Source organism: Microbacterium sp. GW823-FHT02G05, assembly GCF_058797175.1.
This window is the reverse complement of record NZ_JBXAJK010000001.1, coordinates 1,918,252-1,940,387: the sequence shown is the minus strand read 5'-3', so window position 1 is coordinate 1,940,387 and position 22,136 is coordinate 1,918,252. Positions and strand designations below refer to the sequence as shown.

At 67.7% G+C, this 22,136-nt stretch carries 24 protein-coding genes; 10 read left to right on the top strand and 14 right to left on the bottom strand.

What is annotated here, in order from left to right; all coding sequences use genetic code 11:
- Positions 1–45 precede the first annotated feature (45 nt).
- Complete coding sequence (locus AC1REM_RS09480) at positions 46–1,464, top strand: aminopeptidase P family protein (RefSeq protein WP_492514394.1); 1,419 nt, start codon at positions 46–48, stop codon at positions 1,462–1,464.
- 92 nt (positions 1,465–1,556) lie between these two features.
- Here the strand turns inward: AC1REM_RS09480 and AC1REM_RS09475 are convergent, their stop codons facing one another.
- Both AC1REM_RS09475 and AC1REM_RS09470 read right to left on the bottom strand, forming a co-directional pair.
- Positions 1,557–2,231 carry an alpha/beta hydrolase family protein gene (locus AC1REM_RS09475; RefSeq protein WP_492514393.1) on the bottom strand — a complete coding sequence of 225 codons (675 nt, stop codon included), beginning with the start codon at positions 2,229–2,231 and terminating at the stop codon, positions 1,557–1,559.
- Positions 2,228–3,040 carry a YflT domain-containing protein gene (locus AC1REM_RS09470; RefSeq protein ID WP_492514392.1) on the bottom strand — a complete coding sequence of 271 codons (813 nt, stop codon included), beginning with the start codon at positions 3,038–3,040 and terminating at the stop codon, positions 2,228–2,230. The genes AC1REM_RS09475 and AC1REM_RS09470 overlap by 4 nt, the downstream gene beginning before the upstream one ends.
- 70 nt (positions 3,041–3,110) lie before the next feature.
- Here AC1REM_RS09470 and AC1REM_RS09465 point away from each other — a divergent pair, with 70 nt between their 5' ends.
- The 3 genes from AC1REM_RS09465 to AC1REM_RS09455 are packed head-to-tail and all read left to right on the top strand — an operon-like array spanning position 3,111 to position 6,045.
- Positions 3,111–4,379 carry a magnesium transporter MgtE N-terminal domain-containing protein gene (locus tag AC1REM_RS09465; protein WP_492514391.1) on the top strand — a complete coding sequence of 423 codons (1,269 nt, stop codon included), beginning with the start codon at positions 3,111–3,113 and terminating at the stop codon, positions 4,377–4,379.
- Positions 4,379–4,909, top strand: coding sequence for a DUF1003 domain-containing protein (locus tag AC1REM_RS09460; protein ID WP_492514390.1), 531 nt, complete (start codon positions 4,379–4,381; stop codon positions 4,907–4,909). Before AC1REM_RS09465 ends, AC1REM_RS09460 begins: the two co-directional genes overlap by 1 nt.
- Positions 4,906–6,045 carry an Mrp/NBP35 family ATP-binding protein gene (locus AC1REM_RS09455; RefSeq protein WP_492514389.1) on the top strand — a complete coding sequence of 380 codons (1,140 nt, stop codon included), beginning with the start codon at positions 4,906–4,908 and terminating at the stop codon, positions 6,043–6,045. Before AC1REM_RS09460 ends, AC1REM_RS09455 begins: the two co-directional genes overlap by 4 nt.
- A gap of 16 nt (positions 6,046–6,061) precedes the next feature.
- Here AC1REM_RS09455 and AC1REM_RS09450 read toward each other — a convergent pair whose 3' ends face one another.
- Positions 6,062–6,445 carry a twin-arginine translocase TatA/TatE family subunit gene (locus tag AC1REM_RS09450; RefSeq protein WP_492514388.1) on the bottom strand — a complete coding sequence of 128 codons (384 nt, stop codon included), beginning with the start codon at positions 6,443–6,445 and terminating at the stop codon, positions 6,062–6,064.
- 121 nt (positions 6,446–6,566) lie between these two features.
- Here AC1REM_RS09450 and AC1REM_RS09445 point away from each other — a divergent pair, with 121 nt between their 5' ends.
- Both AC1REM_RS09445 and AC1REM_RS09440 read left to right on the top strand, forming a co-directional pair.
- A complete protein-coding gene (locus AC1REM_RS09445; RefSeq protein WP_492514387.1) occupies positions 6,567–7,208 on the top strand; it encodes an O-methyltransferase in 642 nt (213 codons plus the stop codon).
- Between the two features lie 22 nt (positions 7,209–7,230).
- Positions 7,231–7,707: an NUDIX hydrolase gene (locus AC1REM_RS09440; RefSeq protein WP_492514386.1), complete on the top strand. Its 477-nt coding sequence runs from the start codon at positions 7,231–7,233 to the stop codon at positions 7,705–7,707.
- A 75-nt stretch (positions 7,708–7,782) separates the two neighbouring features.
- Here the strand turns inward: AC1REM_RS09440 and AC1REM_RS09435 are convergent, their stop codons facing one another.
- From AC1REM_RS09435 to dapE, 3 genes are all read right to left on the bottom strand, one after another.
- On the bottom strand, positions 7,783–7,956 hold the full coding sequence (locus tag AC1REM_RS09435; RefSeq protein WP_087130671.1) for a DUF3117 domain-containing protein: 174 nt from the start codon (positions 7,954–7,956) through the stop codon (positions 7,783–7,785).
- 86 nt (positions 7,957–8,042) lie between these two features.
- A complete protein-coding gene (locus AC1REM_RS09430; RefSeq protein WP_492514385.1) occupies positions 8,043–9,293 on the bottom strand; it encodes a hypothetical protein in 1,251 nt (416 codons plus the stop codon).
- Entirely contained in the window at positions 9,283–10,356 is a 1,074-nt protein-coding gene (gene dapE / locus AC1REM_RS09425; RefSeq protein ID WP_492514384.1) for a succinyl-diaminopimelate desuccinylase, read from the bottom strand. Before dapE ends, AC1REM_RS09430 begins: the two co-directional genes overlap by 11 nt.
- 73 nt (positions 10,357–10,429) lie before the next feature.
- On the opposite strand from dapE, the gene dapD reads away from it, so the two are divergent.
- Together dapD and AC1REM_RS09415 are read left to right on the top strand one after the other, a co-directional pair.
- On the top strand, positions 10,430–11,377 hold the full coding sequence (dapD, locus tag AC1REM_RS09420) for a 2,3,4,5-tetrahydropyridine-2,6-dicarboxylate N-succinyltransferase (RefSeq protein WP_492514383.1): 948 nt from the start codon (positions 10,430–10,432) through the stop codon (positions 11,375–11,377).
- A gap of 219 nt (positions 11,378–11,596) precedes the next feature.
- Entirely contained in the window at positions 11,597–13,102 is a 1,506-nt protein-coding gene (locus tag AC1REM_RS09415; protein WP_492514382.1) for a DEAD/DEAH box helicase, read from the top strand.
- 67 nt (positions 13,103–13,169) lie between these two features.
- On the opposite strand, the gene AC1REM_RS09410 is transcribed toward AC1REM_RS09415, so the two are convergent.
- The 6 genes from AC1REM_RS09410 to AC1REM_RS09385 form a co-directional block, all read right to left on the bottom strand.
- Positions 13,170–14,465, bottom strand: a complete 1,296-nt coding sequence (locus AC1REM_RS09410) for a citrate synthase (protein ID WP_492514381.1) — start codon at positions 14,463–14,465, stop codon at positions 13,170–13,172.
- A 153-nt stretch (positions 14,466–14,618) separates the two neighbouring features.
- Complete coding sequence (gene dapC, locus AC1REM_RS09405; RefSeq protein ID WP_492514380.1) at positions 14,619–15,737, bottom strand: succinyldiaminopimelate transaminase; 1,119 nt, start codon at positions 15,735–15,737, stop codon at positions 14,619–14,621.
- On the bottom strand, positions 15,737–16,057 hold the full coding sequence (fdxA, locus tag AC1REM_RS09400) for a ferredoxin (protein WP_204939573.1): 321 nt from the start codon (positions 16,055–16,057) through the stop codon (positions 15,737–15,739). The genes dapC and fdxA overlap by 1 nt, the downstream gene beginning before the upstream one ends.
- 9 nt (positions 16,058–16,066) lie before the next feature.
- A complete protein-coding gene (locus tag AC1REM_RS09395; protein ID WP_492514379.1) occupies positions 16,067–16,441 on the bottom strand; it encodes a histidinol dehydrogenase in 375 nt (124 codons plus the stop codon).
- Positions 16,442–16,476: 35 nt separating this feature from the next.
- Complete coding sequence (locus AC1REM_RS09390; protein ID WP_492514378.1) at positions 16,477–16,791, bottom strand: AzlD domain-containing protein; 315 nt, start codon at positions 16,789–16,791, stop codon at positions 16,477–16,479.
- Positions 16,788–17,510: an AzlC family ABC transporter permease gene (locus tag AC1REM_RS09385; protein ID WP_492514377.1), complete on the bottom strand. Its 723-nt coding sequence runs from the start codon at positions 17,508–17,510 to the stop codon at positions 16,788–16,790. Before AC1REM_RS09385 ends, AC1REM_RS09390 begins: the two co-directional genes overlap by 4 nt.
- A 110-nt stretch (positions 17,511–17,620) precedes the next feature.
- On the opposite strand from AC1REM_RS09385, the gene AC1REM_RS09380 reads away from it, so the two are divergent.
- Positions 17,621–18,169, top strand: a complete 549-nt coding sequence (locus tag AC1REM_RS09380; protein ID WP_489969145.1) for a helix-turn-helix domain-containing protein — start codon at positions 17,621–17,623, stop codon at positions 18,167–18,169.
- Positions 18,170–18,175: 6 nt separating this feature from the next.
- On the opposite strand, the gene AC1REM_RS09375 is transcribed toward AC1REM_RS09380, so the two are convergent.
- Positions 18,176–19,030, bottom strand: coding sequence for an aggregation-promoting factor C-terminal-like domain-containing protein (locus tag AC1REM_RS09375; RefSeq protein WP_492514376.1), 855 nt, complete (start codon positions 19,028–19,030; stop codon positions 18,176–18,178).
- A gap of 298 nt (positions 19,031–19,328) precedes the next feature.
- Positions 19,329–21,233, bottom strand: coding sequence for a translational GTPase TypA (typA, locus tag AC1REM_RS09370; RefSeq protein WP_492514375.1), 1,905 nt, complete (start codon positions 21,231–21,233; stop codon positions 19,329–19,331).
- A 120-nt stretch (positions 21,234–21,353) separates the two neighbouring features.
- On the opposite strand from typA, the gene AC1REM_RS09365 reads away from it, so the two are divergent.
- Positions 21,354–22,136, top strand: coding sequence for a CPBP family intramembrane glutamic endopeptidase (locus AC1REM_RS09365; RefSeq protein ID WP_492514374.1), 783 nt, complete (start codon positions 21,354–21,356; stop codon positions 22,134–22,136).

Here is a 22,136-nt window from a genome sequence, read left to right as displayed (position 1 = left end):
GATGCCAGCCTACGTCTGCACAGGGTTCGGTGAGAGACTGGAGGAATGAGCAGCGCAGAGCGTGACACGATCACCACCGACACTGAGGCCACCGCCGAAGCCGCCAAGACGAACCGCAAGCAGCCGTTCCCCCGCGGATTCCTCGACACCATCTCGACCGGGTGGGCGGAGCATCCCGAGTCCTTGCCCGCACCGCGGGCGCAGGCCTCGTTCGCCGCAGCGCGCCGTGCCCGTGTCTCCGCGGCATTCCCCGGCGAGCGCCTGGTGATCCCGGCCGGGTCGCTCAAGCAGCGCAGCAATGACACCGACTACCCGTTCCGTGCCCACTCCGCCTTCGCCCATCTGACCGGCTGGGAGGCGGACTCCGAGCCGGACTCCGTGCTGGTCTTCGAGCCGAACACCGGTGGTCACGACGTCACCCTGTACTTCCGTGAGCGTGCCGACCGCACGACGGCGGAGTTCTACTCGGATGCCACGATCGGTGAGTTCTGGATCGGCCCGCGTCCCGCCCTCGGCGGCGTCGCCGCCGACCTCGGTGTCGCGACCGCGCATCTCCACGAGTTCGGCGCAGGTGAGGCCGATCTCGTCGTCGACGAGCACGAAGAGCTCACTCGCGTCGTCTCCGAGCTCCGTCTTGTGAAGGACGAGTTCGAGATCGCCGAGATGCGCCGGGCTGTGGAGATCACGGCGAACGGCTTCGACGACATCATCCGTGACCTGCCGCGGGCGATCGCGCACCCTCGTGGCGAGCGCATCGTCGAAGGCGTCTTCCACCAGCGTGCCCGCAGCGACGGCAACTGGGAGGGCTACGACACGATCGCCGCATCCGGCCCGCACGCCTGCTACCTGCACTGGACGCGCAATGATGGCGCCGTGCTGCCGGGCGACCTGATCCTGATCGATGCAGGCGCAGAAGCCGACAGTCTCTACACCGCCGACATCACGCGCACGCTACCGGTCAGCGGCACGTTCAGTGAGGTGCAGCGCCGCATCTACGATACGGTCGTCGAGGCTGCGGATGCCGCCTTCGCCGCCGCCCGCGTCGGAGTGCCGTTCCGCACGATCCACGAGGCCGCGATGGACGTCATCGCGCGCCGCACCGCCGAGTGGGGTCTTCTTCCCGTCACCGCGCAGGAGGCCCTGGACGCCGACAAGGGCGGTCAGCACCGCCGCTACATGGTGCACGGTACCAGCCACCACCTCGGCATCGACGTGCATGACTGCGCGCAGGCGCGTCGTGAGATGTACTACGACGGCATCCTGGAGCCGGGCATGGTCTTCACGATCGAGCCCGGCCTGTACTTCCAGATTGACGATCTCACGGTCCCCGAGGAGTACCGCGGCATCGGCGTGCGCATCGAGGACGACATCCTCATGACCGCCGACGGTCCGGTGAACCTCTCGGCTGACATCCCGCGGACCTCCACGGAAGTCGAGGCCTGGATCGCGCGCATCCAAGGCTGAGCCCTCGCGCAAAGGAGCCTTCCGTCTGTTTTCACCCGCGTGGACCGACGGGAGGCTCCTTTCGTGTCCGGATCGAGGGCTGGGCCCGCCGCTCAGACGTCGAGGAACGCTGCCACAATCGGAGCGAGCGACGCCCCGATCGCCTCCGCCGGGCGCCTCTGCCCCTTCACCTCGAAGGCATGGCCGCCGCCGTCGATCCAGGCGATCTGCGCATTCTGACACCCGGCGACGACGTCTTCGAACTGTGCCAGGGGTTGGATGAACGGGTCATTCGATCCCTCCACGAACAGCTGTGGCACGGTGATCGCCGGAAGATGCGAGGCACGCGGATTCTCCGGCTTTCCCGGCGCGTGCAGTGGGTATCCGAGGTACACCAGCGCGTCAGCATCCATGCCCTCCGCGACCGCCATCGACGCCATCCGCCCGCCATACGACTTTCCGCATGCGACCAAGGGCCCGGAACCGAGCTCTGGCGCACGGTCCATCACCGCACGCCAGGTGGCGGTCGCATGGGCGGCGGGCCCAGGCATGCGCCGCCCGGCTTCCAGGTACGGGAAGTTGAACCGCACCGTCGAGAAGCCCTCGGCGCGTATCGCGTCGGCAAAGCCGGTGAGGAACGGATGATCCATTCCGGCGCCCGCGCCATGCGCGATCACGATCGTTCCGCGCGCGCCCGAACCTGCGGCACCGAAAGCGGCGCTGACTGTCGCGTCGCCCGAAGGCAGGGCGACTGCGATTCGTAGGTGGGTCTCTGCGGGTGCGTTCACGCCTGTCCCGGCGCGGCGGGACGGTCGGAATCCGTCTCCGGCTCTTGCGCTGCCGGAGCAGAGGATTCCGCCGACTCCGAAGTCGGCTCAGCTGTCGCAGGTGCGGATGCCTCTTCGGCAACGGGCGCAGCCGGCGGCTGCTCGCCCAGAACAGGTGCGGCGTTCGGTTCCACGCGCACTCCGTAGCGAGGAGCCTCCGGACGCGGCGGGATCACGGGGGCCGCAGGGACATCCGGCACTCCCGCACCGGGCTTCGCCTGCGCTGCCGCCGCAGCCGTCGCCGGGTCGATCCGCTCACCGTAGCGCGGAGGCTCGTCTGAGATCACGGGGGCAGGGCGAGGCGTGGTGTGGCGTCCCAGCGCCGTGCGCGCCTTGTGCAGCGACGCCGGCATCACGGTGACGTCGTAGTGGTCGGCGGCGAGCTGCGTGACGCTGGCGAAGTCGCGGCGACGGCGCACGATCGTGAACGTGATGATGCTGAGCAGCATGCCCACCGCGACGCCGACCAGCAGGACACCAACAAACGCGCCCATCGTCGCGGCGGGGTTTCCGAGCACGAAGATCGCCGAGAGGAACAGACCGATCAGGAGGCCGTTGATCGCACCCGAACGTGCGGCCGTCGCGTAGCCGAGTCGTCCGGTGACGCGCTCGACCGTGCGGACGCCGATGCCGACGATCGCGATGTCGCGGGCGGGAACCTCTGCCGCGATCAGCTTTGAGACCATCTTCTGGGCAGCCTCGTATTCCGTCATCGTGGCGACGGTCTCGCCGATTTCGGTACTCGCGGCCGGACGATTCAGCATGCTCATGCGGTCATTGTCCCACGCGGACCTTGTCATCCTCCCAGGCCTCCCCGCAGGGCAGGGCTACGCTGGTCAAGTGAGCACTCAGCGGGTTTTCGTCGCGCGCCTGGCAGGCTGCGCCGTCTTCGACCCCGCCGGCGACCGGCTCGGCAAGGTCCGGGATGTCGTCGTCGTGTATCGAAGTACCGCGGCGCCTCGTGTGATCGGCCTGGTGTGCGAGATTCCCGGGCGACGCCAGGTATTCCTCTCCATCGGCCGGGTCACCTCGATCAGCACCGGCCAGGTCATCACGACCGGCCTCATCAACGTGCGCCGGTTCCAACCGCGTCCGGGCGAGGTCCGTGTCATGGCCGAGCTCATCGGCCGCCGCGTCGACCTCACCGACGGCAGTGGCAGCGCTGTCATCGAGGACATCGCGATCGAGCCGAACCGTCTCGGTGAATGGGCGGTCGGCCAGCTCTTCCTCCGCAAGCCGAAGACGAGCGCCTCTCCCTTCGCGAAGGGGCCGACGACGTTCGCCGCCTGGTCCGAGGTCCTTGAGCAGCACGCTCCCGGTGAAGCGCAGTCCGCCGAGCAGCTCGTCGCAAGCTTCTCCGAGCTGCGCCCCGCCGACCTCGCCAACACGCTGCTCGATCTGCCACAGCAGCGACGTATCGAGGTCGTAGAAGAGCTTCCTGACGGGCGCCTCGCCGACGCGCTGGAAGAGATGCCCGAAGACGATCAGATGGACATCCTGGATCGACTGGGCGATGAGCGTGCCGCCGACATCCTCGACCAGATGGAACCCGACGACGCCGCAGACCTGCTCGCGCAGCTTCCCCAGGGTCGCCTCGAACACCTCCTCGAGCTCATGGAGCCGGAAGAGGCGGAAGACGTCCGGATGCTCCTGCGGTACGGTCCCGACACGGCCGGCGGTCTGATGACTCCCGAGCCGATCATCCTGTCGGCGGACGCGACGGTCGCCGAGGCGCTCGCCCTGATCCGACGCCACGAGCTGCACCCCGCCCTCGCCGCGGCGGTCTTCCTCACCCTTCCCCCGTTCGAGACGCCCACGGGTCGCCTGCTGGGTGTCGTGCACTTCCAGCGGATGCTGCGTTATCCCCCGCACGAGCGTCTGGGCGCGATCGTCGATGACTCCCTCGAGCCCGTGTCGGTCACGGCGTCGGCGGCAGAGGTGGCCCGGCGCCTCGCCAGCTACGACCTGGTCTCTCTCCCGGTCGTCGATCAGGCGCACCGGCTGGTCGGCGCGATCAGCATCGACGACGTGCTCGACTATCTGCTGCCCGATGACTGGCGGTCCCAGGATGCGAGTGAAGACTCGCCCAAGACGCGAGGTGCACAGTGATGGCCCGCGGCACACGCGTCGGGCTCGACGCCCCGCGCCACGGTGCGAAGTCACGCGCACCGCAGCCGTCTCGTGACCGCTTCGGCCGGTTCACCGAATGGGTCGCCCGCGCCATGGGCACACCGGCGTTCCTGGTGATCCTGAGCCTGTTCTGCATCCTCTGGATCGGCTGGAACACGCTCATGCCCGAGGGGATCCGCTTCGATGACGCGGCTCTCGGCTTCACCGCTCTCACGCTCATGCTGTCGTTGCAGGCTTCCTACGCCGCTCCACTGATCCTGCTCGCGCAGAACCGTCAGGATGATCGCGACCGCGTCCAGATCGAACAGGATCGACAGCGCGCCGAGCGCAATCTCGCGGACACCGAGTACCTCGCTCGCGAGATCGTCGCCCTCCGGATGGCGCTGGAAGATCGCACCACACAGGTCGTGACCCGCGATGTCCTCCGCCAGGAGCTCCGTGCCCTGCTCGCGGAGCTGCAATCGGACGAGGACGACCCCCCCACGACGAAACGCGAGAACTCGGCATGACCGCCCTTCCTGGGGCAGTCGATGCAGTTCGCGCGGCTGTCGGCTCCGTCGTGGACCCCGAGTTGCGGCGTCCCCTGTCGGAGCTCGACATGGTGCGCGACATCACCGTGATCGGAGGTGTCGCGCACGTCGGGATCGCGTTGACGATCGTCGGATGCCCCGCCGCGACGCGCATCGAATCCGATGTCCGTGCGGCCGCGGCATCCGTGGCCGGCATCACCGGCGTCGACGTGCAGGTGGGCGTCATGACTCCGGCGGAGCGCAAAGCCCTCACCGAGCGGCTTCGAGCCGGACGCGCGCCGCGCACGATGCCCTTCGGCCCCGACTCGCTGACCCGTGTCATGCTCGTGAGCAGCGGCAAGGGCGGCGTCGGGAAGTCGTCCCTCACCGCGAACCTCGCTGTCGCGCTCGCCGCGCGCGGCCGCCGCGTCGGGCTCATCGACGCCGACGTGCACGGCTTCTCGATCCCGGGGCTTCTCGGGCTGATGGAGAACGGCGTCGCGCCGCATCCGACCCGCATCGACGACCTCATGCTGCCGCCCGTGGCACACGATGTGAAGGTCATCTCGATCGGCATGTTCCTCCGCGAGGGCGAGTCGGTCGTCGCCTGGCGCGGGCCGATGTTGCACCGCACTGTGCAGCAGTTCCTCACGGATGTCTTCTTCGGCGACCTTGACGTCCTGCTGATCGACATGCCTCCCGGCACGGGCGACATCGCCATCTCGATCGGACAGCTGCTCCCCCATGCCGAGGTGCTCGTCGTCACGACCCCGCAGGAGGCGGCATCGGATGTCGCGATCCGCAGTGGGCTCGTCGCCCGTCAGACCGGGCAGCGCCTCATCGGCGTCGTCGAGAACATGGCGGCGATGACACTGCCCGACGGTACCGTGCTCGACCTGTTCGGCGCCGGCGGCGGCGCGGCCGTCGCGGAGGCGCTGTCGACCGGCGGAGAGGTCGTTCCACTCCTGGCATCCGTTCCCCTCAGTGCCGCACTCCGCACGGGCGGAGACGCCGGCACACCCGTCGTCCTCAGCGCCCCCGCAGATCCCGCGGCGCACGCGATCATCACCCTCGCGGAGTCCCTGGATCGTCAGGGGCGCGGGCTGTCCGGGCGCTCCCTTCCGCTGAGCGTCTGAAGCGGTCAGCGCCGGGTCAGGTCGCTTCGAGGTCGAACGGCGGGGGTGTCTCGCGAGAGAACTCCCGCCCGAGAACGCTGGGGGCCGCGGGCTTCGCCGGCTCGACGATCGCGCTCTGGCCGCTCGGGCGCGGCGCGGGCGAGTCGTCGAGCAGAGCATCACGGATGATGCGACGGGGGTCGTACTGACGCGGATCGAGCTTTCGCCAGTCGAGGTCGTCCGCCTCCGCGCCGATCTCTTCACGCATGCGGCTGCGCGCGCCCTTGAGCATCTCGCCGCCCTTGCGCACCATCTGCGCGAGTTTCTCGGCGTAGCCCGGCAGTTTCTCCGGCCCGATGATGATCCCCGCGATCACGGCGATCAGCACGAGCTTCTCGAGCGTGATCCCGTTGAAGTTCATGTGTTCAGCGTACCCGTCGCGCCTGAGCGCGATGGTGGTGTTCGCGCTTTACGCTGGATGCGGCCGCGAAAACACCGCCCGGTCGACGCGCGGTGCCCGAGACCCGGCCAACGGAGGACCAGTGAGCGAGCACGACGCCAACGCGCGATACATCCGCGAGGCCATCGTCGAGCCCGATGCGATCGCTCGTGCGCGCGCGCACGCGGTCGAGCTGGGCGCGGCCCCGATCAGTGCAGGAGTGGGTGCGCAGAGCGCGCTCATCGCCGCCGCGACCGACGCCAGGGCGATCCTCGAGATCGGCACCGGCGCCGGCGTCTCCGGTCTCTGGCTCATGCGCGGTGCCCCCAAGGCCGTGCTGACCTCCATCGACAATGAGCCCGAGCACCTCGCCGCCGCCCGCAGCGCTTTCCACGACGCGAAGATCCCCGCCACCCGCGCCAGGTTCATCACCGGACGCGCCGCCGATGTGCTGCCCCGCATGAACGAGGCTGCATACGACATCGTGTTCGTCGACGCCGATCCCGAGAACGTCATCGAGTATGTCGAGCATGGTCTGCGTCTCGTCCGCGCAGGCGGCACTGTGCTGGTCCCTCGCGTCCTCGCGGGCGGCCGCGTCGCAGATCCTGTGCAACGCGACGCGGTCACGGTCGCCTACCGCTCCCTCATCCAGGAGACGCAGCAGTCCGCAGCCGTGCTCGCCGCGATCTCGACGGTTGGCGAGGGCCTTCTGCAGCTCACGAGCATCGCAGCTGAGAACGTCTGAGCTGTGCCCGTTTCCTCGTGTGATGATGTCTGAGCACCGGGTCGTACACACCCGGCTGAACGCGCCATGGCTCCCGTCGCTTGGCCGAGCCGAAGTCATCCAGGGCACGGAGCCGCCGAAGCCGATGTCGGTCGTGAGACTGCTCCTGCGTCGCGGGGATGACGTCTTCTGCGTACCACGCGTCGACTCGAACGCGCTTGACCTTCCCATGCTGCTGACTGTCGCCGATGATCCTGACGGCGCGGTGTCGATCACCACGCTCGCGGATTCGGTCATCGGCCCCGCCCCCACGCCGCGGTATCTGGGGGCGGTGCGCAACGTCGTCGATTCGGCCGGGTCAGACTACCCCTGGCCTCGCCCGTTGGCGCATTTCGGCATCTGGGAGTCCGAGCATCCACCACTCATCGACGGCAGCTGGCTCTCCCTCCAGGGCCGATCTTCGCCACTGCGCGAGCGGCACTGGTATCCACTGGTCAGCATCGCCGCAGAGGACGCCTGAGCAGCATCTGCTGCTTACGCAGAAGGGGTGAGAGGCGCTGAGCGCTTCTCACCCCTTCTTACCGTCGAAGTAATATCAGGCCGGGTTGACGACGGCGTCAAGCACGCCGTGCAACTCCTTGGCCTCTGCGTCGTTTACAGAGACGACCAAGCGTCCGCCACCCTCAAGCGGAACACGGACGATGATGAGTCGTCCTTCCTTCACGGCCTCCATGGGTCCGTCGCCGGTCCTCGGCTTCATCGCTGCCATCGCGGTGCTCCCTTTCCTCGGTGGTCGTTACCTCAAGTTTATCGGTTTTGAAGACGTTGTCGCCCGCACGCGCCCTCAGATGACGCTCAAGGCACTCTCCAGAAGGTGTCGCCCATCGCATACATGTTGTAGATCCAGGCCGCTTGGGCTCCGAGACACAGCACAAGCACGCCCGCCCGATACCACCAGGAGCGCGGAATCGCCACAGCCCCCCAGAGCGGCGTGAGAGGGAACAGCAGTCGCAGCGTGCTCGACTGCGGGAAGAACACCGCCAGCAGGTAGAGCAGGTAGCTCGCACTCCACAGCCGCACCTCGACGCCCAGGGCGCGCACACGACGGTCGAACAGCAGCAGCGCGGCCGCGCCCGCCACGAGAAGCACGAGCACCACGGGCCCGAGGAACGTGGGCAGCCCCCAGAACGTGAACCAGAAGGCGGATGCATCGACCCATCCCTCGAACGGAATGAAGCCGGCAGCCCCGCTCGATCCCCAGTTGCGCCGCCAGGCGAGTTCGGTCGCCAGGTAGGCGCCCGGATCACCCGTCACGACCGCCGCGACGATCTGCCACGAGAATCCGACGATCGTCGCGAGCGCACCGAGCGCGAAGAAGTGCGCGATCTCGGTTCCTGGCAGCGGGTCGATGCGTCGGCGCATCCAACGCCACACCAGCACCAGCCCGAGGAACAGCGCGAACGCGAGCACCCCTGGCCGCGTGAACCCGAGCACAGGAACAAGCAGGTACAACCAGAAGTAGCGACGCCGCAGCACCGCATCCAGGGCAAGGAGCAGGAACAGCATCGCAAGAGACTCGGCGTAGCCGACCTGGAACAGCGCCGCGAGCGGACCGTTGGCGAAGAACACCACCGCGACGAGCGCCGCCCCACCCCCGATGCGCGGCGAGAGCAGACGATGCAGGACCAGGCATCCGAGGTATCCGGCGACGAAGGACACCACGACGGCCCCTGCGCCCCAGCTGCCGAGCGGAAGTCCGACCGCCCGTGCGAGCATCGGATACACCGGCATGAACGCCCACGCGTTCTCGGCCACCTCTCCGGCATCGGTCAGAGGCAGCTCACTCGGATAACCGGCGACCGCGATCAGCCAGTACCACTGCGCGTCCCAGCCGAGAGACAGATCTCCGACGGTCGCCCCTGCGCCGAAGCGCGAGAGCGAGGTCGACTGCACAGCGGCGACCGCGAGGAAGGCGGTCGTGATCGTCCGGGCAGCCAGATAGATCAGTGCGATCGTGAGGGGCGCCGGCAGGCGTCGAACACGCTGGGCGGCAGAGGAGAGCCAGGATGGCGCGGATGCGGCGGACATGCCGGCGTCAGCGCGCACTCAACCAGGCGCGCAGGCCTTCTTCGACCGCGAGGATCTGCGCCACCGATACTCGCTCCTCGTCGTGGTGCGCAAGATGCGGGTCGCCGGGGCCGTAGTTGACCGCGGGGATCCCGAGTGCGGAGAAGCGGGCGACATCCGTCCACCCGTACTTCGGATGCGCTGTGCCACCGACCGCGGAGAGGAACTGCTGTGCGATCGGGGCATCGAGCCCTGGGCGCGCGCCATCCGCGGCATCCGTGATGTCGACCGTGAATCCGGCGAAGACCTTGCGGACGTACTCGGCCGCTTCCGCGGCTGTCTTGTCCGGGGCGAAGCGATAGTTGACCTCGACGACGCAGGAATCGGGGATCACGTTGCCTGCGATGCCACCCGAGATGCCCACGGCGTTCAGTCCCTCACGGTAGACGAGTCCCTCCACCGCGACCTCGCGTGCTCGGTACTCGGCCAGGCGCATGAGGATGGGCGCTGCCCGGTGGATCGCGTTCTCGCCGACCCACGACCGCGCACTGTGGGCACGCACTCCGCTCGTGCGCACGCTCGCCCGGAGCGTGCCGTTGCATCCGCCCTCGATCTGCCCATCCGTCGGCTCGCCGAGGATCGCGAAGTCGGCGACGAAGAGCTCCGGATGCTGCGCGGCGAGCAGGGCGAGTCCGTTGAGGGATGCATCGACCTCTTCGTTGTCGTACCACATCCAGGTGATGTCGATCGGAGGGTCTGTGAGCTCTGCGGCGAGCTTGAGCTGCACCCCGACGCCGGCCTTCATATCGACCGTGCCGCGTCCCCACAGGTAGGGCGTGCCGTCGATCTCGATGTCTCGGGTGGGGAGGTTCGCGTTCACGGGGACCGTGTCGATGTGCCCTGCGATGACGACTCGCTGGCTGCGGCCGAGCTCGGTCCGGGCCACGATCGTGTTGCCGTGACGAAGCACCCGCAGGTGCGGATAGGCGCCGAGGGCCTCCTCGATGAGATCGGCCAGATGCTGCTCGGAGCCCGACACGCTGTACACATCGCAGATCGCGCGCGTGATGTCGAGAGAGGAGAGTCGAAGATCGAGCGCCATACGATCAGCCTACTTGCGACGCGCGACGACACACGGGCGCGTGTGACTTCTCGCGTTCGCTAGCCTTGATGGAATGACGTACGCGCGCACCGTTTGGGGTACAGGACTCACCACGATCGCCTCCGATGGCACGATCCTCGACGCGTGGTTCCCCTCGCTCGGCCAAGGTGCACTCCCCGCGGACGCCACTTTCGCTGCTGAGCTGCAGTCCGACGCGGGCGCGGACGAGCGTCGCCGCGTCACACTGCAGGTGATCGAACTCGAGATCGACCTCGACGCTCCCGCTGCATCCACCGCCGACGTCTACCTGCGTCTGCACGCCCTGTCACATCTGCTGGTGCGCCCGAACGAGCTCAACCTCGACGGCATCTTCGGTTTCCTTCCGAACGTCGCCTGGACCTCCGCGGGGCCGATGCTTCCGTCGGATGCCGCGCTGGTGCGTCCGGCGCTGCAGCGTGCCGGCATCCAGGTGCAGGGACTCGACAAGTTCCCGCGGCTCACCGACTACGTACTGCCCGAAGGGGTGCGCATCGCCGACGCCTCGCGCGTGCGTCTCGGCGCCTACCTCTCCCCCGGCACGACCGTCATGCACGAGGGTTTCGTCAATTTCAACGCCGGCACCCTCGGCGCCTCCATGGTGGAAGGTCGTATCTCGCAGGGCGTGATCGTGGGTGACGGCAGTGACATCGGCGGCGGCGCCTCCATCATGGGAACGCTGTCCGGCGGAGGTTCGCATCGGGTCGCCATCGGCGCCCGAACCCTCCTCGGCGCGAACGCGGGCATCGGCATCTCCCTCGGCGATGACTGCGTCGTCGAAGCCGGGCTGTACGTCACCGCGGGCAGCAAGATCGTCCGCGCCGACGAGGCCCCGGATGCCACGGGCGCGCTGCCGATCGTGAAGGGCGCAGACCTCTCTGGCGAGAACGGGCTGCTCTATCGACGAAACTCGCTGACCGGCGCGGTCGAGGCCGTGCGTCGTGCGGGCGTCGGTGTCACGCTGAACGAGGCGCTGCACGCGTAGCATCCGCTCAGCGAACTCCTGGTACAGTCGACTAGTTGCCTGTGCGTAGAGCCGGGCAGCCGCGTCGTCAGATTCAGGATTCTCAACGAGAGAACGAGCCACCGGCTCCCCTCTCGATTCAGGCCTCTTGCCTTCTCGAACGGCGAACCGATGCGCGATCCCGCGCCGTCGCCCACCCTTATCTGCGCGCCCTCGTTCGTGCGCGCACGGAGATTCTCAATGACCTCTTTCACTGACCTTGGCGTGCCCGCACCGCTGGCCGCCGTCCTCACCGCCTCGGGCAAGACCGAGCCGTTCCCCATCCAGCGCGACACCCTGCCCGACTCCCTCGCCGGGCGCGACCTGCTCGGCCGTGGCCGTACCGGCAGTGGCAAGACCATCGCGTTCTCACTGCCGCTCGTCGCGCGCCTCACCGGCACTTCTGCCCGCCCGGGTCACCCGCGCGGCCTGGTGCTCGCGCCGACGCGCGAACTCGCCACCCAGATCGCGGCGACCCTTGAGCCGCTGGCGAAGGCCGCCGGCCTGCGCGTGACCACGATCTTCGGTGGCGTCAGCCAGCGCCCCCAGGAAGACGCGATGCGACGCGGCGTCGATATCATCGTCGCCTGCCCCGGCCGCCTCGAAGACCTCATGAAGCAGGGCGTCGTCCGACTGGATGCGGTGAAGGTCTCCGTACTCGACGAGGCCGACCACATGGCTGACCTCGGCTTCCTGCCCGGTGTCACGCGCATTCTCAACGCCACGCCTTCGGGCGGTCAGCGTCTGCTGTTCAGCGCAACACTCGACAACGGCATCGACACCCTGGCACGCAAGTTCCTCACGAACGCCGTCAGCCACGAGGTCGACGAGTCGAGCGTGCCGGAAGCCGACATGGAGCACCGCGTGCTCGAAGTGCGCGACGCCGACGCCAAGAAGGAGCTCGTGCAGACGCTCGCGTCGGGCCTCGGGCGCCGCATCCTCTTCACCCGCACCAAGCACCAGGCGAAGAAGCTCGCGAAGCAGCTGACGTCCTCGGGCATCCCCGCCGTGGATCTGCACGGAAACCTGTCGCAGAACGCACGCGAGCGCAACCTCGCGGCCTTCTCCGGTGACCCGGCCGACGGTGGCGTGCGTGTGCTCGTCGCGACCGACGTCGCCGCCCGCGGCGTGCACGTCGACAACGTCGAACTCGTCGTCCACGTCGACCCGCCGGCGGAGCACAAGGCGTACCTGCACCGCTCGGGACGCACGGCGCGCGCCGGTGCCTCCGGCACGGTCGTCACGATTCTCATGCCCGAACAGCGTCGCGATGTGAAGGACCTCCTGCGCAAGGCGCAGATCGCGGTCGGCATCGAGCAGGTCACGGCCGACAGTGCTGCCGTCGTCGATCTCGTCGGCGAGCACGCGCCCTACGTCAAGCCGGTTCCGGTGCAGCAGCAGGCGCGTCCCGCTGCCAAGAAGAAGCCGGCTGGGGCGCCTCAGGGACAGGGACAGGGCACTGGCCAGGGGCGCCGCCGCCGCGGTGGCTCCGGCCAGGGCGGCCAGCCTCAGGCCGGTCAGCGCTCGTCCGCACCCCGTCACTCCTCGCAGGGGCGTCCGGCTGCCACGCAGGGTACGCAGACGCGTGCCGCGCAGGCGCACACCGGTCAGGCCCCCGCATCCCGCCACGAGCCGCGTGACAATCGACGCGCCTCGGATGCGACCGCGCGTCCCGCGCGCCAGCCGCGCCGCGCACAGCGCCCGTAGTTGACACAACACGGCACAGAAAAGGCTGGCCGCCCCTTCACGGGGCGGCCAGCCTTTTCTTATGCGCTCAGGGGCGGAGGAAGGTACGCTCTGCGGCGCCTGTGTACAGCTGCTGCGGGCGGCCGATCTTGGTCTGCGGGTCCAGCTGCAGTTCGCGCCATTGCGCCAGCCATCCCGGCAGACGACCGATCGCGAAGAGCACCGTGAACATGCGCGTCGGGAAGCCCATCGCCTTATAGATCACACCGGTGTAGAAGTCGACGTTCGGGTACAGGCGACGCTCACGGAAGTAGTCGTCCGCGAGGGCGATCTCTTCGAGTTCCTTCGCGAGGTCGAGCAGCGGGTCGGTGACACCGAGAGAGGCGAGCACCTCGTCGGCGGCCTCCTTGACGAGCTTCGCCCGCGGATCGTAGTTCTTGTAGACACGGTGTCCGAAGCCCATGAGCTTGACGCCGTCTTCCTTGTTCTTCACCCGCTCGACGAAGCGCTGCATGCTCTCGCCCGAGTCGCGGATCTGCGCGAGCATCGTGAGGACGGCTTCGTTGGCGCCACCGTGCAGCGGGCCCGACAGCGCCTGGATGCCGGCAGAGATCGATGCGAACTGGTTCGCCCCGGTCGAGCCGACGAGGCGCACGGTCGAGGTCGAGGCGTTCTGCTCGTGGTCTTCGTGCAGGATGAGCAGAAGCTCAAGCGCCTTGGACATGACCGGGTTGACCTCGTAGGCCTCGCTGTGGACGCCGAAGTTGAGCTTCAGGAAGTTGTCGACGAAGCTCAGCGAGTTGTCCGGGTACAGGAAGGCCTGGCCGACGCTCTTCTTGTGCGCGTAGGCGGCGATGACCGGCAGCTTCGCGAGCATGCGGATCATGTTGAGCTCGATGTGCTCGGGGTTGTTCGGATCGGTCTGGCCCTCGTAGTAGGTCGAGAGCGCCGCGACAGCCGAGGAGAGCACCGACATCGGGTGCGCGGTGTGCGGCAGCGCCGAGAAGAAGTGCTTGAGGTCTTCGTGCAGAAGCGTGTGCCGACGGATGCGCTCATCGAAGTCAGCGAGCTCGCTCGCCGAGGGCAGCTCACCGTAGATGAGCAGCCAGGCCACCTCGAGGTAGGTGCAGTTCTTGGCGATCTGATCGATCGGATAGCCGCGATAGCGCAGGACGCCCTGATCGCCGTCGATGAAGGTGATCGCCGACTTCGTCGACGCCGTGTTCACGAACCCGTAGTCGAGGGCCGTGTGGCCCGTCTGCCGGGTCAGCGTCGAGAAGTCGATGCTGTCGTGGCCTGCGGTCCCGTGCAGAACAGGGAACTCAGCAGTCGTCTCACCGATGGTCAGTTTCGCCGTGGTGGGCCGATCTCCCGCTGCACTCACGCGGACCTCCTTGCAGGTTGTTCGTCGAGGGCGATTCTTCGTAATGGCACGCGAATGCCACGGCTCTCGATGCCAAATCGCCTCTACAGCCTAGTGCGCCCAGAGACCTACTGTGACAATCGCCAAGAGGTACCGACGTTCGACTGTGGTCTTCTACAGATTCCGCATGCTGTGGCGCAGCCGCTCGGCGGCGGCATGCACCCTGGGGGTCGTCGCCGTGAGCGACAGTCGCACATACTGCACAGCGTCTGCGCCGTAGAAGGGCCCCGGTCCCGCAAGGATCCCGATCTCGGCGAGGCGCTGCATCGTCTCCCAGGCATCGCGCCCCTCGGTCACCCAGAGGTAGAGCCCCGCCTCCGACTGATCGACGCGGAACCCGGCCTCACGCAGTGCCGGCAGCAGGATGTCGCGCCGCTCACGGTAGCGCTCCTTCTGAACCTGCACGTGCGCATCGTCGCTGAGCGCGGCGACCATCGCGTGCTGCACCGGCCACGGAACCATGAGCCCGAGGTGCTTGCGCACCGTGGTGACGGTGGCGATGAGCGCCTCGTCCCCGGCGAGAAACGCCGCCCGATAGCCTGCCAGGTTCGACTGCTTGCTGAGCGAGTAGGTGACGAGCACCCCCGTGTCGTCTCCGCCGGTCACGTGCGCGTCGAGCAATGACGGGATGGGCGTGGTGTCCCACGGAGCATCCCAGCCGAGCTCTGCATAGCATTCGTCGCCCACGATGACCGCACCCAGTTCACGGGCGCGCGCGACGGCAGCAGCCAGCTGTTCCGCCGTCCATACCCGGCCGTCCGGGTTGCCCGGCGAGTTCACCCAGATCAGGCGCGTGCCCTCGGGCCATTCGGCGGGATCGTCGGACGCCAGCGGTGTGGCGTCTACAAGTCGGGCTCCGACCTCGTACGTCGGGTACGCGACGCGCGGATAGACGACAGTGTCGCCCGCGCCGACACCCAGCAGCATGGGCAGCAGGGCGACGAGCTCTTTCGAGCCGACGGTGGGAACGACCTGATCAGTGGTGAGATGCGTCACTCCGCGACGACGGGCGAACCAGTCGACGATGGCGGCGCGCAGAGCCGGCGTGCCGACCGTCTGCGGGTAGGCGTGCGCATCGGTCGCTGCGGCCAGCGCGGCACGCACCAGCGGCGGCGTCTCGTCGACGGGCGAGCCGATCGAGAGGTCGACAATTCCGTCGGCATGGGCGCGCGCGGTGGCGGCGTACGGTGCGACGGAGTCCCAGGGGAAATCCGGCAGGTTTCCGACGGACACTACTCGGCCTGCGGAGGAAGCGCGCTCACGACGGGGTGGTCCGAGTGGATCACACCGACCTTGGCGGCACCGCCGGGCGAGCCGACCTCATCGAAGAACTCGACGTTGGCCTTGTAGTAATCGGCCCACTCCTCGGGAAGATCATCCTCGTAGTAGATGGCCTCGACCGGGCACACCGGTTCGCAGGCACCGCAGTCGACGCACTCGTCGGGGTGGATGTAGAGCATCCGGTCACCCTCATAGATGCAGTCCACGGGGCACTCGTCGATGCAGGCGCGATCCTTCACATCGACGCACGGAAGAGCAATCACATACGTCACGGGTTCAGTCTACTTCTCGTCACGGGCACGGAGCCGCGAAAGGTCCGGCCAGGCCACGACCAGCATGACGACGCCCGCGACGATGTATCCCCAGATGCGCCCGTAGAGGGTATCCGGGACGACGACGGAGCCTCCGGGTCCCCGCCCTGAGATGATCATGAGAAGCAGCAGCATGCCGATTCCCGCAGCCAACGCCGACCAGCGGTCGCCGGTGAGTGCACGGATCGCGATCAGGATGCCGGCGCAGGCGATCGTTCCGAGGATCATCCCGACCGGAATCGGCCCCCAGGTGGCACTGTGCGCAATAGTCGCCGCAACCCCGAAGACGGCGCCGACCAGGCCTGCGGCCAGCCAGGAGAGAGTGCGGATGATCCAGGTCGGCATCCTGCCAGTGTAGCTTCGACCGCCCTGCGCCGACTCTATGCGGCGAGGCCGAACAGCCTCAGGAGCGCCGCCACCAGTGCCGCGGCGAACACGACCACGAGGAACGACTGGCGCATCCAGAGCAGTCCCGCCGCGACAAGCACGGCGGGCACGCGCGCGTCGACGATGATCTCCTGACCGCTCGCCAGACTCTGCACTGCGACCAGCGCCGCGAGCAGGGCGACGGTGAGCAGATCGGCGATGCGTGCCGGTCGCGGCGCTTCGAGCACCGACGGGGGCACGAGATAGCCGACGGCCTTGAGCGCCAGGCAGGCGATCGCGGCAAGCAGGATCGCATTCCACAGGGTCATGCGCGCACCTCCCGCACGCGCTCTGTCCGCGAACCGTCGAACCAGTTGAACCACCCGACGAGGAGGGCAACGACGGCGGCGATGAGCACGGGAAGGCCGGGCATCACGAACGGCGTGAGTACGGCGGCGACGAATGCGGCCGCCACACCGACCGCGATGGCCTGGCGTTGGCGCAGGCGCGGCCAGAGGAGTGCGAGGAAGGCGGCGGCAGCGGCGGCATCCAGCCCCCAGGTCTTGGGGTCACCCAGTACGTCGCCGAGCAGACCTCCGAGCAGCGATGCGAGATTCCACCCGATGTAGATGCCGATCCCGGTCACCCAGAACCCGATCAGCCGCGCTCGGCGATCGGTCTGCGCCAGCGAGACCGCGGTGCTCTCGTCGATCGTGAAGTGGGCGGCGCCCAGGCGCCGCCAGAAGCCTGATCCGATGACCGGAGACATCCGGATGCCGTAGGCGATGTTGCGCGCGCCGAGGAGGACAGCGGAGGCCACGGCCGACGGCAGCGCCGCCACGCCGCCCGCGGCGAAGACCCCCACGAACGCGAACTGCGATCCCCCCGTGAACATGACGAGGCTGAGAACACAGGTCTGCCAGACATCGAGCCCGGCGGCGACGGCAAGTGCGCCATAGGAGATGCCGTATGCGCTCGTTGCGAGAGAGACGCCGACGGCTTCGCGACGCGCGTTGCGCACCTGGGTCGCCGGATCTGCGTCATCCATCCACTCGCCTCGCTCCCTCGCGGCCGTTCACTCGACTGAACGTATGTCCACCATTCTGAACGGTTGCGAGTCGGCTGTCAAAGTGAACGTTCGTTTGGAATACTGAACGAATGGATGATCTTCAAGCCCGGATCGCACGCGCGCTCCGTCGCGAGCGCGAGACGCTCGGCCTCTCCGTCTCGGAGCTGGCCCGTCGCGCGAACGTCTCCAAGGCGACGATCTCGCAGCTCGAGAACGGCTCAGGCAATCCCAGCGTCGAGACGCTGTGGGCGATCGGCGACGCACTGGGCGTTCCCTTCGCGACGCTGGTCGAAGAGCGAACGACGGCACCACGGCTCATCCGCCTCGGAGATCACGCCGGCGTCCCGTCCACTGCGTCGCCCTACCTCGCGACACTTCTCTCCGCAGCCGCACCGGGCACGCGCAGAGACATCTACCTGATCCAGGCAGAGCCCGGAGAGCCTCGACGCTCACTCCCCCACCATGCCGGCACGACCGAGCACGTGGTGCTGTTGAGCGGGGAGGCGCTCATCGGTCCCGCCGATGCTCCCGTGCTCCTGCACCCCGGTGACTACCTGTCGTACCCCGGTGACGCGCCGCACCTCTTCGAGTCACACGCGGTCGGCACAAGTGCCGTGCTGATCAGCGAACTGCGCTGATCCGCGTCAGTACCAGTTCACCGCCTGCGAGTGACCCCACGCGCTGCACGGGGAGCCATACGCACGCTGGATGTAGTCGAGACCCCACGCGATCTGCGTCGTCGCGTTGGTCTGCCAGTCCGCACCCGCGGTTGCCATCTTGTCTCCGGGGAGCGCCTGCGGGATGCCGGTGGCTCCGCCGTCATTGTTGTAGGCCTCATAGTTCCAGCCGGATTCCTTCGTCCACAACGACTCCAGGCACGAGAACTCACCGGATCCCCAGCCGTAGACCTCGGATGCCATAGCCGCCGCCGTCGCCTTCGCACCTTCCGGGGTGTTCGCCGCAGCGAGAGCCTGGGCCGCAGCCTCGGCCTCCTCCGCCGCGATGCGGGCGGCTTCTGCCTGCACACGCGCATCCTCGGCGGCCTGAGCCACCCGTGCCGCACCGAGTGCATCCCGAAGCGCGGTCGTCTGGCCGCGCAAGGCCGCGGTGCCCTCAGCGACCTCTTCGGTCAACTCGATGAGGCGCTGCCCAGACATGTCGTCGGGCGCAGAGAGGGCACGGACGTCGTCACGCAGCTCACCCACAGCGACGATCGCGGCGGCGGTCGGCTGCACGGCCGACTGCGCGACGACATTGTTCATTGCCTGGGCGTTGGTCAGCGCGACCTTTCCGTGGTCGACAGCCTGGGCCGCCTGAGCGAGAGCCGCCTCCGAGGGGACCGCGCCAAGTGCGGCAGGCGCGAACGCGATGCCCGCGGCGGCGCTGGCGAGCAGCGAGGCGCCGATGGCGACGCCGATCAGTGGACGACGCAGGGCTGAGTGCGCTGACGCTGCGGATGCCACACGCCGGGAGGCGCGCGTGTTCTGAAGATGAAGCATGGGTTCGACTTTCGGGTCGTCGTCGGCCCGGACCCGCGCTGGGGCTGCTCATCGGGAGCGAGTACCCGGGCACGAAGAACAAGCCTGCGCCGCCTCCCTGGGCGAATCCCTGCCCTGGCCTGGACATTCCCCGTCCAGTCGCCGAGAATCGGCGCGCACATCCCCAGGAAGATGTGTTACAGGTTCGTTATCTTCGCCCCACGCACATGCGGAAGACCCCCGCCATCGCGTGTGCGACGGCGGGGGTCTTCGATGCGTGACTCAGGCGTGGTCCTCTGAGCACTGAGGCTTGAGGCGCTCAGCCCTGCTTCTTGAGACGCGACGCCTCACGCGCACGCGTGTTCTGGTCGAGATTCACCTTGCGGATGCGCACGGCCTCCGGCGTGACCTCGACGCATTCGTCATCGCGCGCGAACTCGAGGCTCTCTTCCAGGGTAAGAACGCGGGGCGGCGTCATGGACTCGAAGCTGTCGGAGCTCGCCGCACGCATGTTGGTGAGCTTCTTCTCCTTCGTGATGTTGACGTCCATGTCGTCGGCACGCGAGTTCTCGCCGATGACCATACCTTCGTACACCTCGGCGGTCGGCTGCACGAAGAACGACATGCGCTCCTGCAGCGCGATCATCGCGAACGGGGTGACGACACCCTGGCGGTCGGCGACGATCGAGCCGTTCTGACGCGTCGTGATCGAACCCGCCCACGGCTCGTAGCCGTGCGAGATCGCGTTCGCGATGCCGGTGCCACGGGTCGTGGTGAGGAACTCACTGCGGAAGCCGATGAGACCACGGGAGGGAACGATGAACTCCATACGCACCCAGCCGGTGCCGTGGTTCGTCATGTTCTCCATGCGGCCCTTGCGGTTCGCGAGAAGCTGCGTGATCGCGCCGAGGTGCTCCTCGGGGGTGTCGATCGTCAGGTGCTCGAAGGGCTCGTGCACCTTGCCGTCGACCTTCTTGGTGACGACCTGGGGCTTGCCGACCGTGAGCTCGAAGCCCTCACGACGCATGTTCTCGACGAGGATCGCCAGCGCCAGCTCACCACGGCCCTGAACCTCCCAGGCGTCCGGGCGTCCGATGTCGACGACCTTGAGCGAGACGTTTCCGATGAGCTCCTTGTCGAGGCGGTCCTTGACCATGCGGGCCGTGAGCTTGTGCCCCTTGACCTTGCCCATGAGCGGCGAGGTGTTGGTTCCGATCGTCATCGAGATGGCGGGGTCGTCGACCGTGATCGCCGGAAGCGGACGGACATCCTCGGGGTCGGCGATCGTCTCGCCGATCGTGATGTTCTCGAAGCCTGCGATCGCGACGATGTCACCGGGGCCTGCGGATTCGGCCGGGTAGCGCTCCAGCGCACGGGTCTTCAGCAGCTCGGTGATGCGGGCGTTGCTCGTCGTGCCGTCAGAGCGCACCCAGGCGACGGTCTGTCCCTTCTTCAGCGTGCCGTTGAAGACGCGCAGGAGTGCGAGACGTCCGAGGAAGGGGCTGGAGTCGAGGTTGGTGACCCAGGCCTGCAGCGGTGCCTCATCGTCGTAGGCCGGGGCCGGGATGTGCTCGAGGATCGCCTCGAACAGCGGCTCGAGGTTGTCGTTGTCGGGCAGCGCGCCGTTCTCCGGACGGTTGCGCGATGCTGCGCCCGCACGGCCCGAGGCGTACACCACGGGAACATCGAGCAGAGCGTCGACATCGAGGTCGGGCACGTCGTCGACCAGGTCGGAGGCAAGGCCCAGCAGGAGATCCTGCGCCTCGGCCTCGACCTCGGGAATGCGAGCATCCGTGCGGTCGGTCTTGTTGACCAGCAGGATCACCGGAAGCTTGGCCTCGAGTGCCTTGCGCAGCACGAAGCGAGTCTGCGGCAGCGGGCCCTCACTGGCGTCGACGAGCAGCACGACACCGTCGACCATGGAGAGGCCGCGCTCGACCTCGCCACCGAAGTCGGCGTGACCGGGGGTGTCGATCACGTTGATCGTGATCTCCTTGCCGCCGGCGTGCTCACCCTTGTAGGTGATCGCCGTGTTCTTCGCGAGGATCGTGATGCCCTTTTCGCGTTCCAGGTCACCCGAGTCCATCGAGCGTTCTTCGACGTGCGCGTGTTCGCCGAACGAGCCGGTCTGGCGAAGCATCGCGTCGACGAGCGTGGTCTTTCCGTGGTCGACGTGCGCGACGATAGCGACGTTGCGGAGGTCAGTGCGGAGGGCGTGCGCCATGCAGGAATCCTAAGAAGTGGAGTGGGAGCGCCGGGATGCCGACGTTCCAGAATAGCGCACCCGGCTTTCGCTCTCGCTGAGCGGAGGCAGAGAACCCCTGCTGGCGCCTACGATCGAGGGGTGAATCTCACCTCTTCGGATGCTCCGTCGCGTCGCCGCCTGTGGTGGGAGATCGCCATCGTCCTCGCGCTTGGACTCGGCCAGTCCGCGGTCTATGCGATCGTGCAGCTCGCGTACCGCCTCACGAGCGAGACACCACTGGGCCAGCAGACCGCGACCCTCAACCCGGCGCGCAGCGATCGAGAGGTGTTCGACCTCGTGTATCAGCTGCTGGGTATCGGCTTCTCGCTCGTGCCGATCCTGCTCGTCTGCTTCCTGCTCTGGAACCCGCAACGCCCTCACCTGGGCGCACTCGGGCTGGACGGTCGCCACCCCTGGCGTGACACGGCCTCGGGAGTGGGCCTTGTGCTCGCCATCGGCATCCCGGGCCTCGCCTTCTACCTGGTCGGACGCAGCCTGGAGCTCTTCGTCGCGGTCGACCCCGGCGCGCAGGCCCAGCACTGGTGGACGATTCCCGTACTCCTGCTCGCCGCCGCTCGGGCCTCACTGCAAGAGGAGATCGTCGTCCTCGGCTACCTGTTCGCGCGACTGCGCACCTTGGGCTGGAGCATCTGGCCGATCATCATCGCGACGTCGATCCTCCGAGCGAGCTACCACCTCTATCAGGGGCCAGGCGCCTTCTTCGGCAACTTGGCGATGGGGTTGCTCTTCGGATGGCTCTTCGCCCGCACCGGCAGGCTGCTGCCCTTCCTCGTCGCGCACTTCCTGATCGATGCAGCCGTCTTCGTCGGGTACCCGTGGGCGGCCGCCACGTGGCCGGGACTCTTCGGGCTTCCTGGCTGA

Coding starts and splice junctions, on each gene's coding strand:
- AC1REM_RS09415 (WP_492514382.1), top strand. CDS start 11,597: ATGACCTCTTTCACTGACCTTGGCGTGCCCGCACCGCTGGCCGCCGTC.
- AC1REM_RS09375 (WP_492514376.1), bottom strand. CDS start 19,030: ATGCTTCATCTTCAGAACACGCGCGCCTCCCGGCGTGTGGCATCCGCA.
- AC1REM_RS09440 (WP_492514386.1), top strand. CDS start 7,231: ATGATGTCTGAGCACCGGGTCGTACACACCCGGCTGAACGCGCCATGG.
- AC1REM_RS09380 (WP_489969145.1), top strand. CDS start 17,621: ATGGATGATCTTCAAGCCCGGATCGCACGCGCGCTCCGTCGCGAGCGC.
- AC1REM_RS09470 (WP_492514392.1), bottom strand. CDS start 3,040: ATGAGCATGCTGAATCGTCCGGCCGCGAGTACCGAAATCGGCGAGACC.
- typA (WP_492514375.1), bottom strand. CDS start 21,233: ATGGCGCACGCCCTCCGCACTGACCTCCGCAACGTCGCTATCGTCGCG.
- dapE (WP_492514384.1), bottom strand. CDS start 10,356: ATGGCGCTCGATCTTCGACTCTCCTCTCTCGACATCACGCGCGCGATC.
- dapD (WP_492514383.1), top strand. CDS start 10,430: ATGACGTACGCGCGCACCGTTTGGGGTACAGGACTCACCACGATCGCC.
- AC1REM_RS09455 (WP_492514389.1), top strand. CDS start 4,906: ATGACCGCCCTTCCTGGGGCAGTCGATGCAGTTCGCGCGGCTGTCGGC.
- AC1REM_RS09395 (WP_492514379.1), bottom strand. CDS start 16,441: ATGCCGACCTGGATCATCCGCACTCTCTCCTGGCTGGCCGCAGGCCTG.
- AC1REM_RS09460 (WP_492514390.1), top strand. CDS start 4,379: ATGGCCCGCGGCACACGCGTCGGGCTCGACGCCCCGCGCCACGGTGCG.
- AC1REM_RS09480 (WP_492514394.1), top strand. CDS start 46: ATGAGCAGCGCAGAGCGTGACACGATCACCACCGACACTGAGGCCACC.
- AC1REM_RS09450 (WP_492514388.1), bottom strand. CDS start 6,445: ATGAACTTCAACGGGATCACGCTCGAGAAGCTCGTGCTGATCGCCGTG.
- AC1REM_RS09435 (WP_087130671.1), bottom strand. CDS start 7,956: ATGGCAGCGATGAAGCCGAGGACCGGCGACGGACCCATGGAGGCCGTG.
- AC1REM_RS09385 (WP_492514377.1), bottom strand. CDS start 17,510: ATGGATGACGCAGATCCGGCGACCCAGGTGCGCAACGCGCGTCGCGAA.
- AC1REM_RS09390 (WP_492514378.1), bottom strand. CDS start 16,791: ATGACCCTGTGGAATGCGATCCTGCTTGCCGCGATCGCCTGCCTGGCG.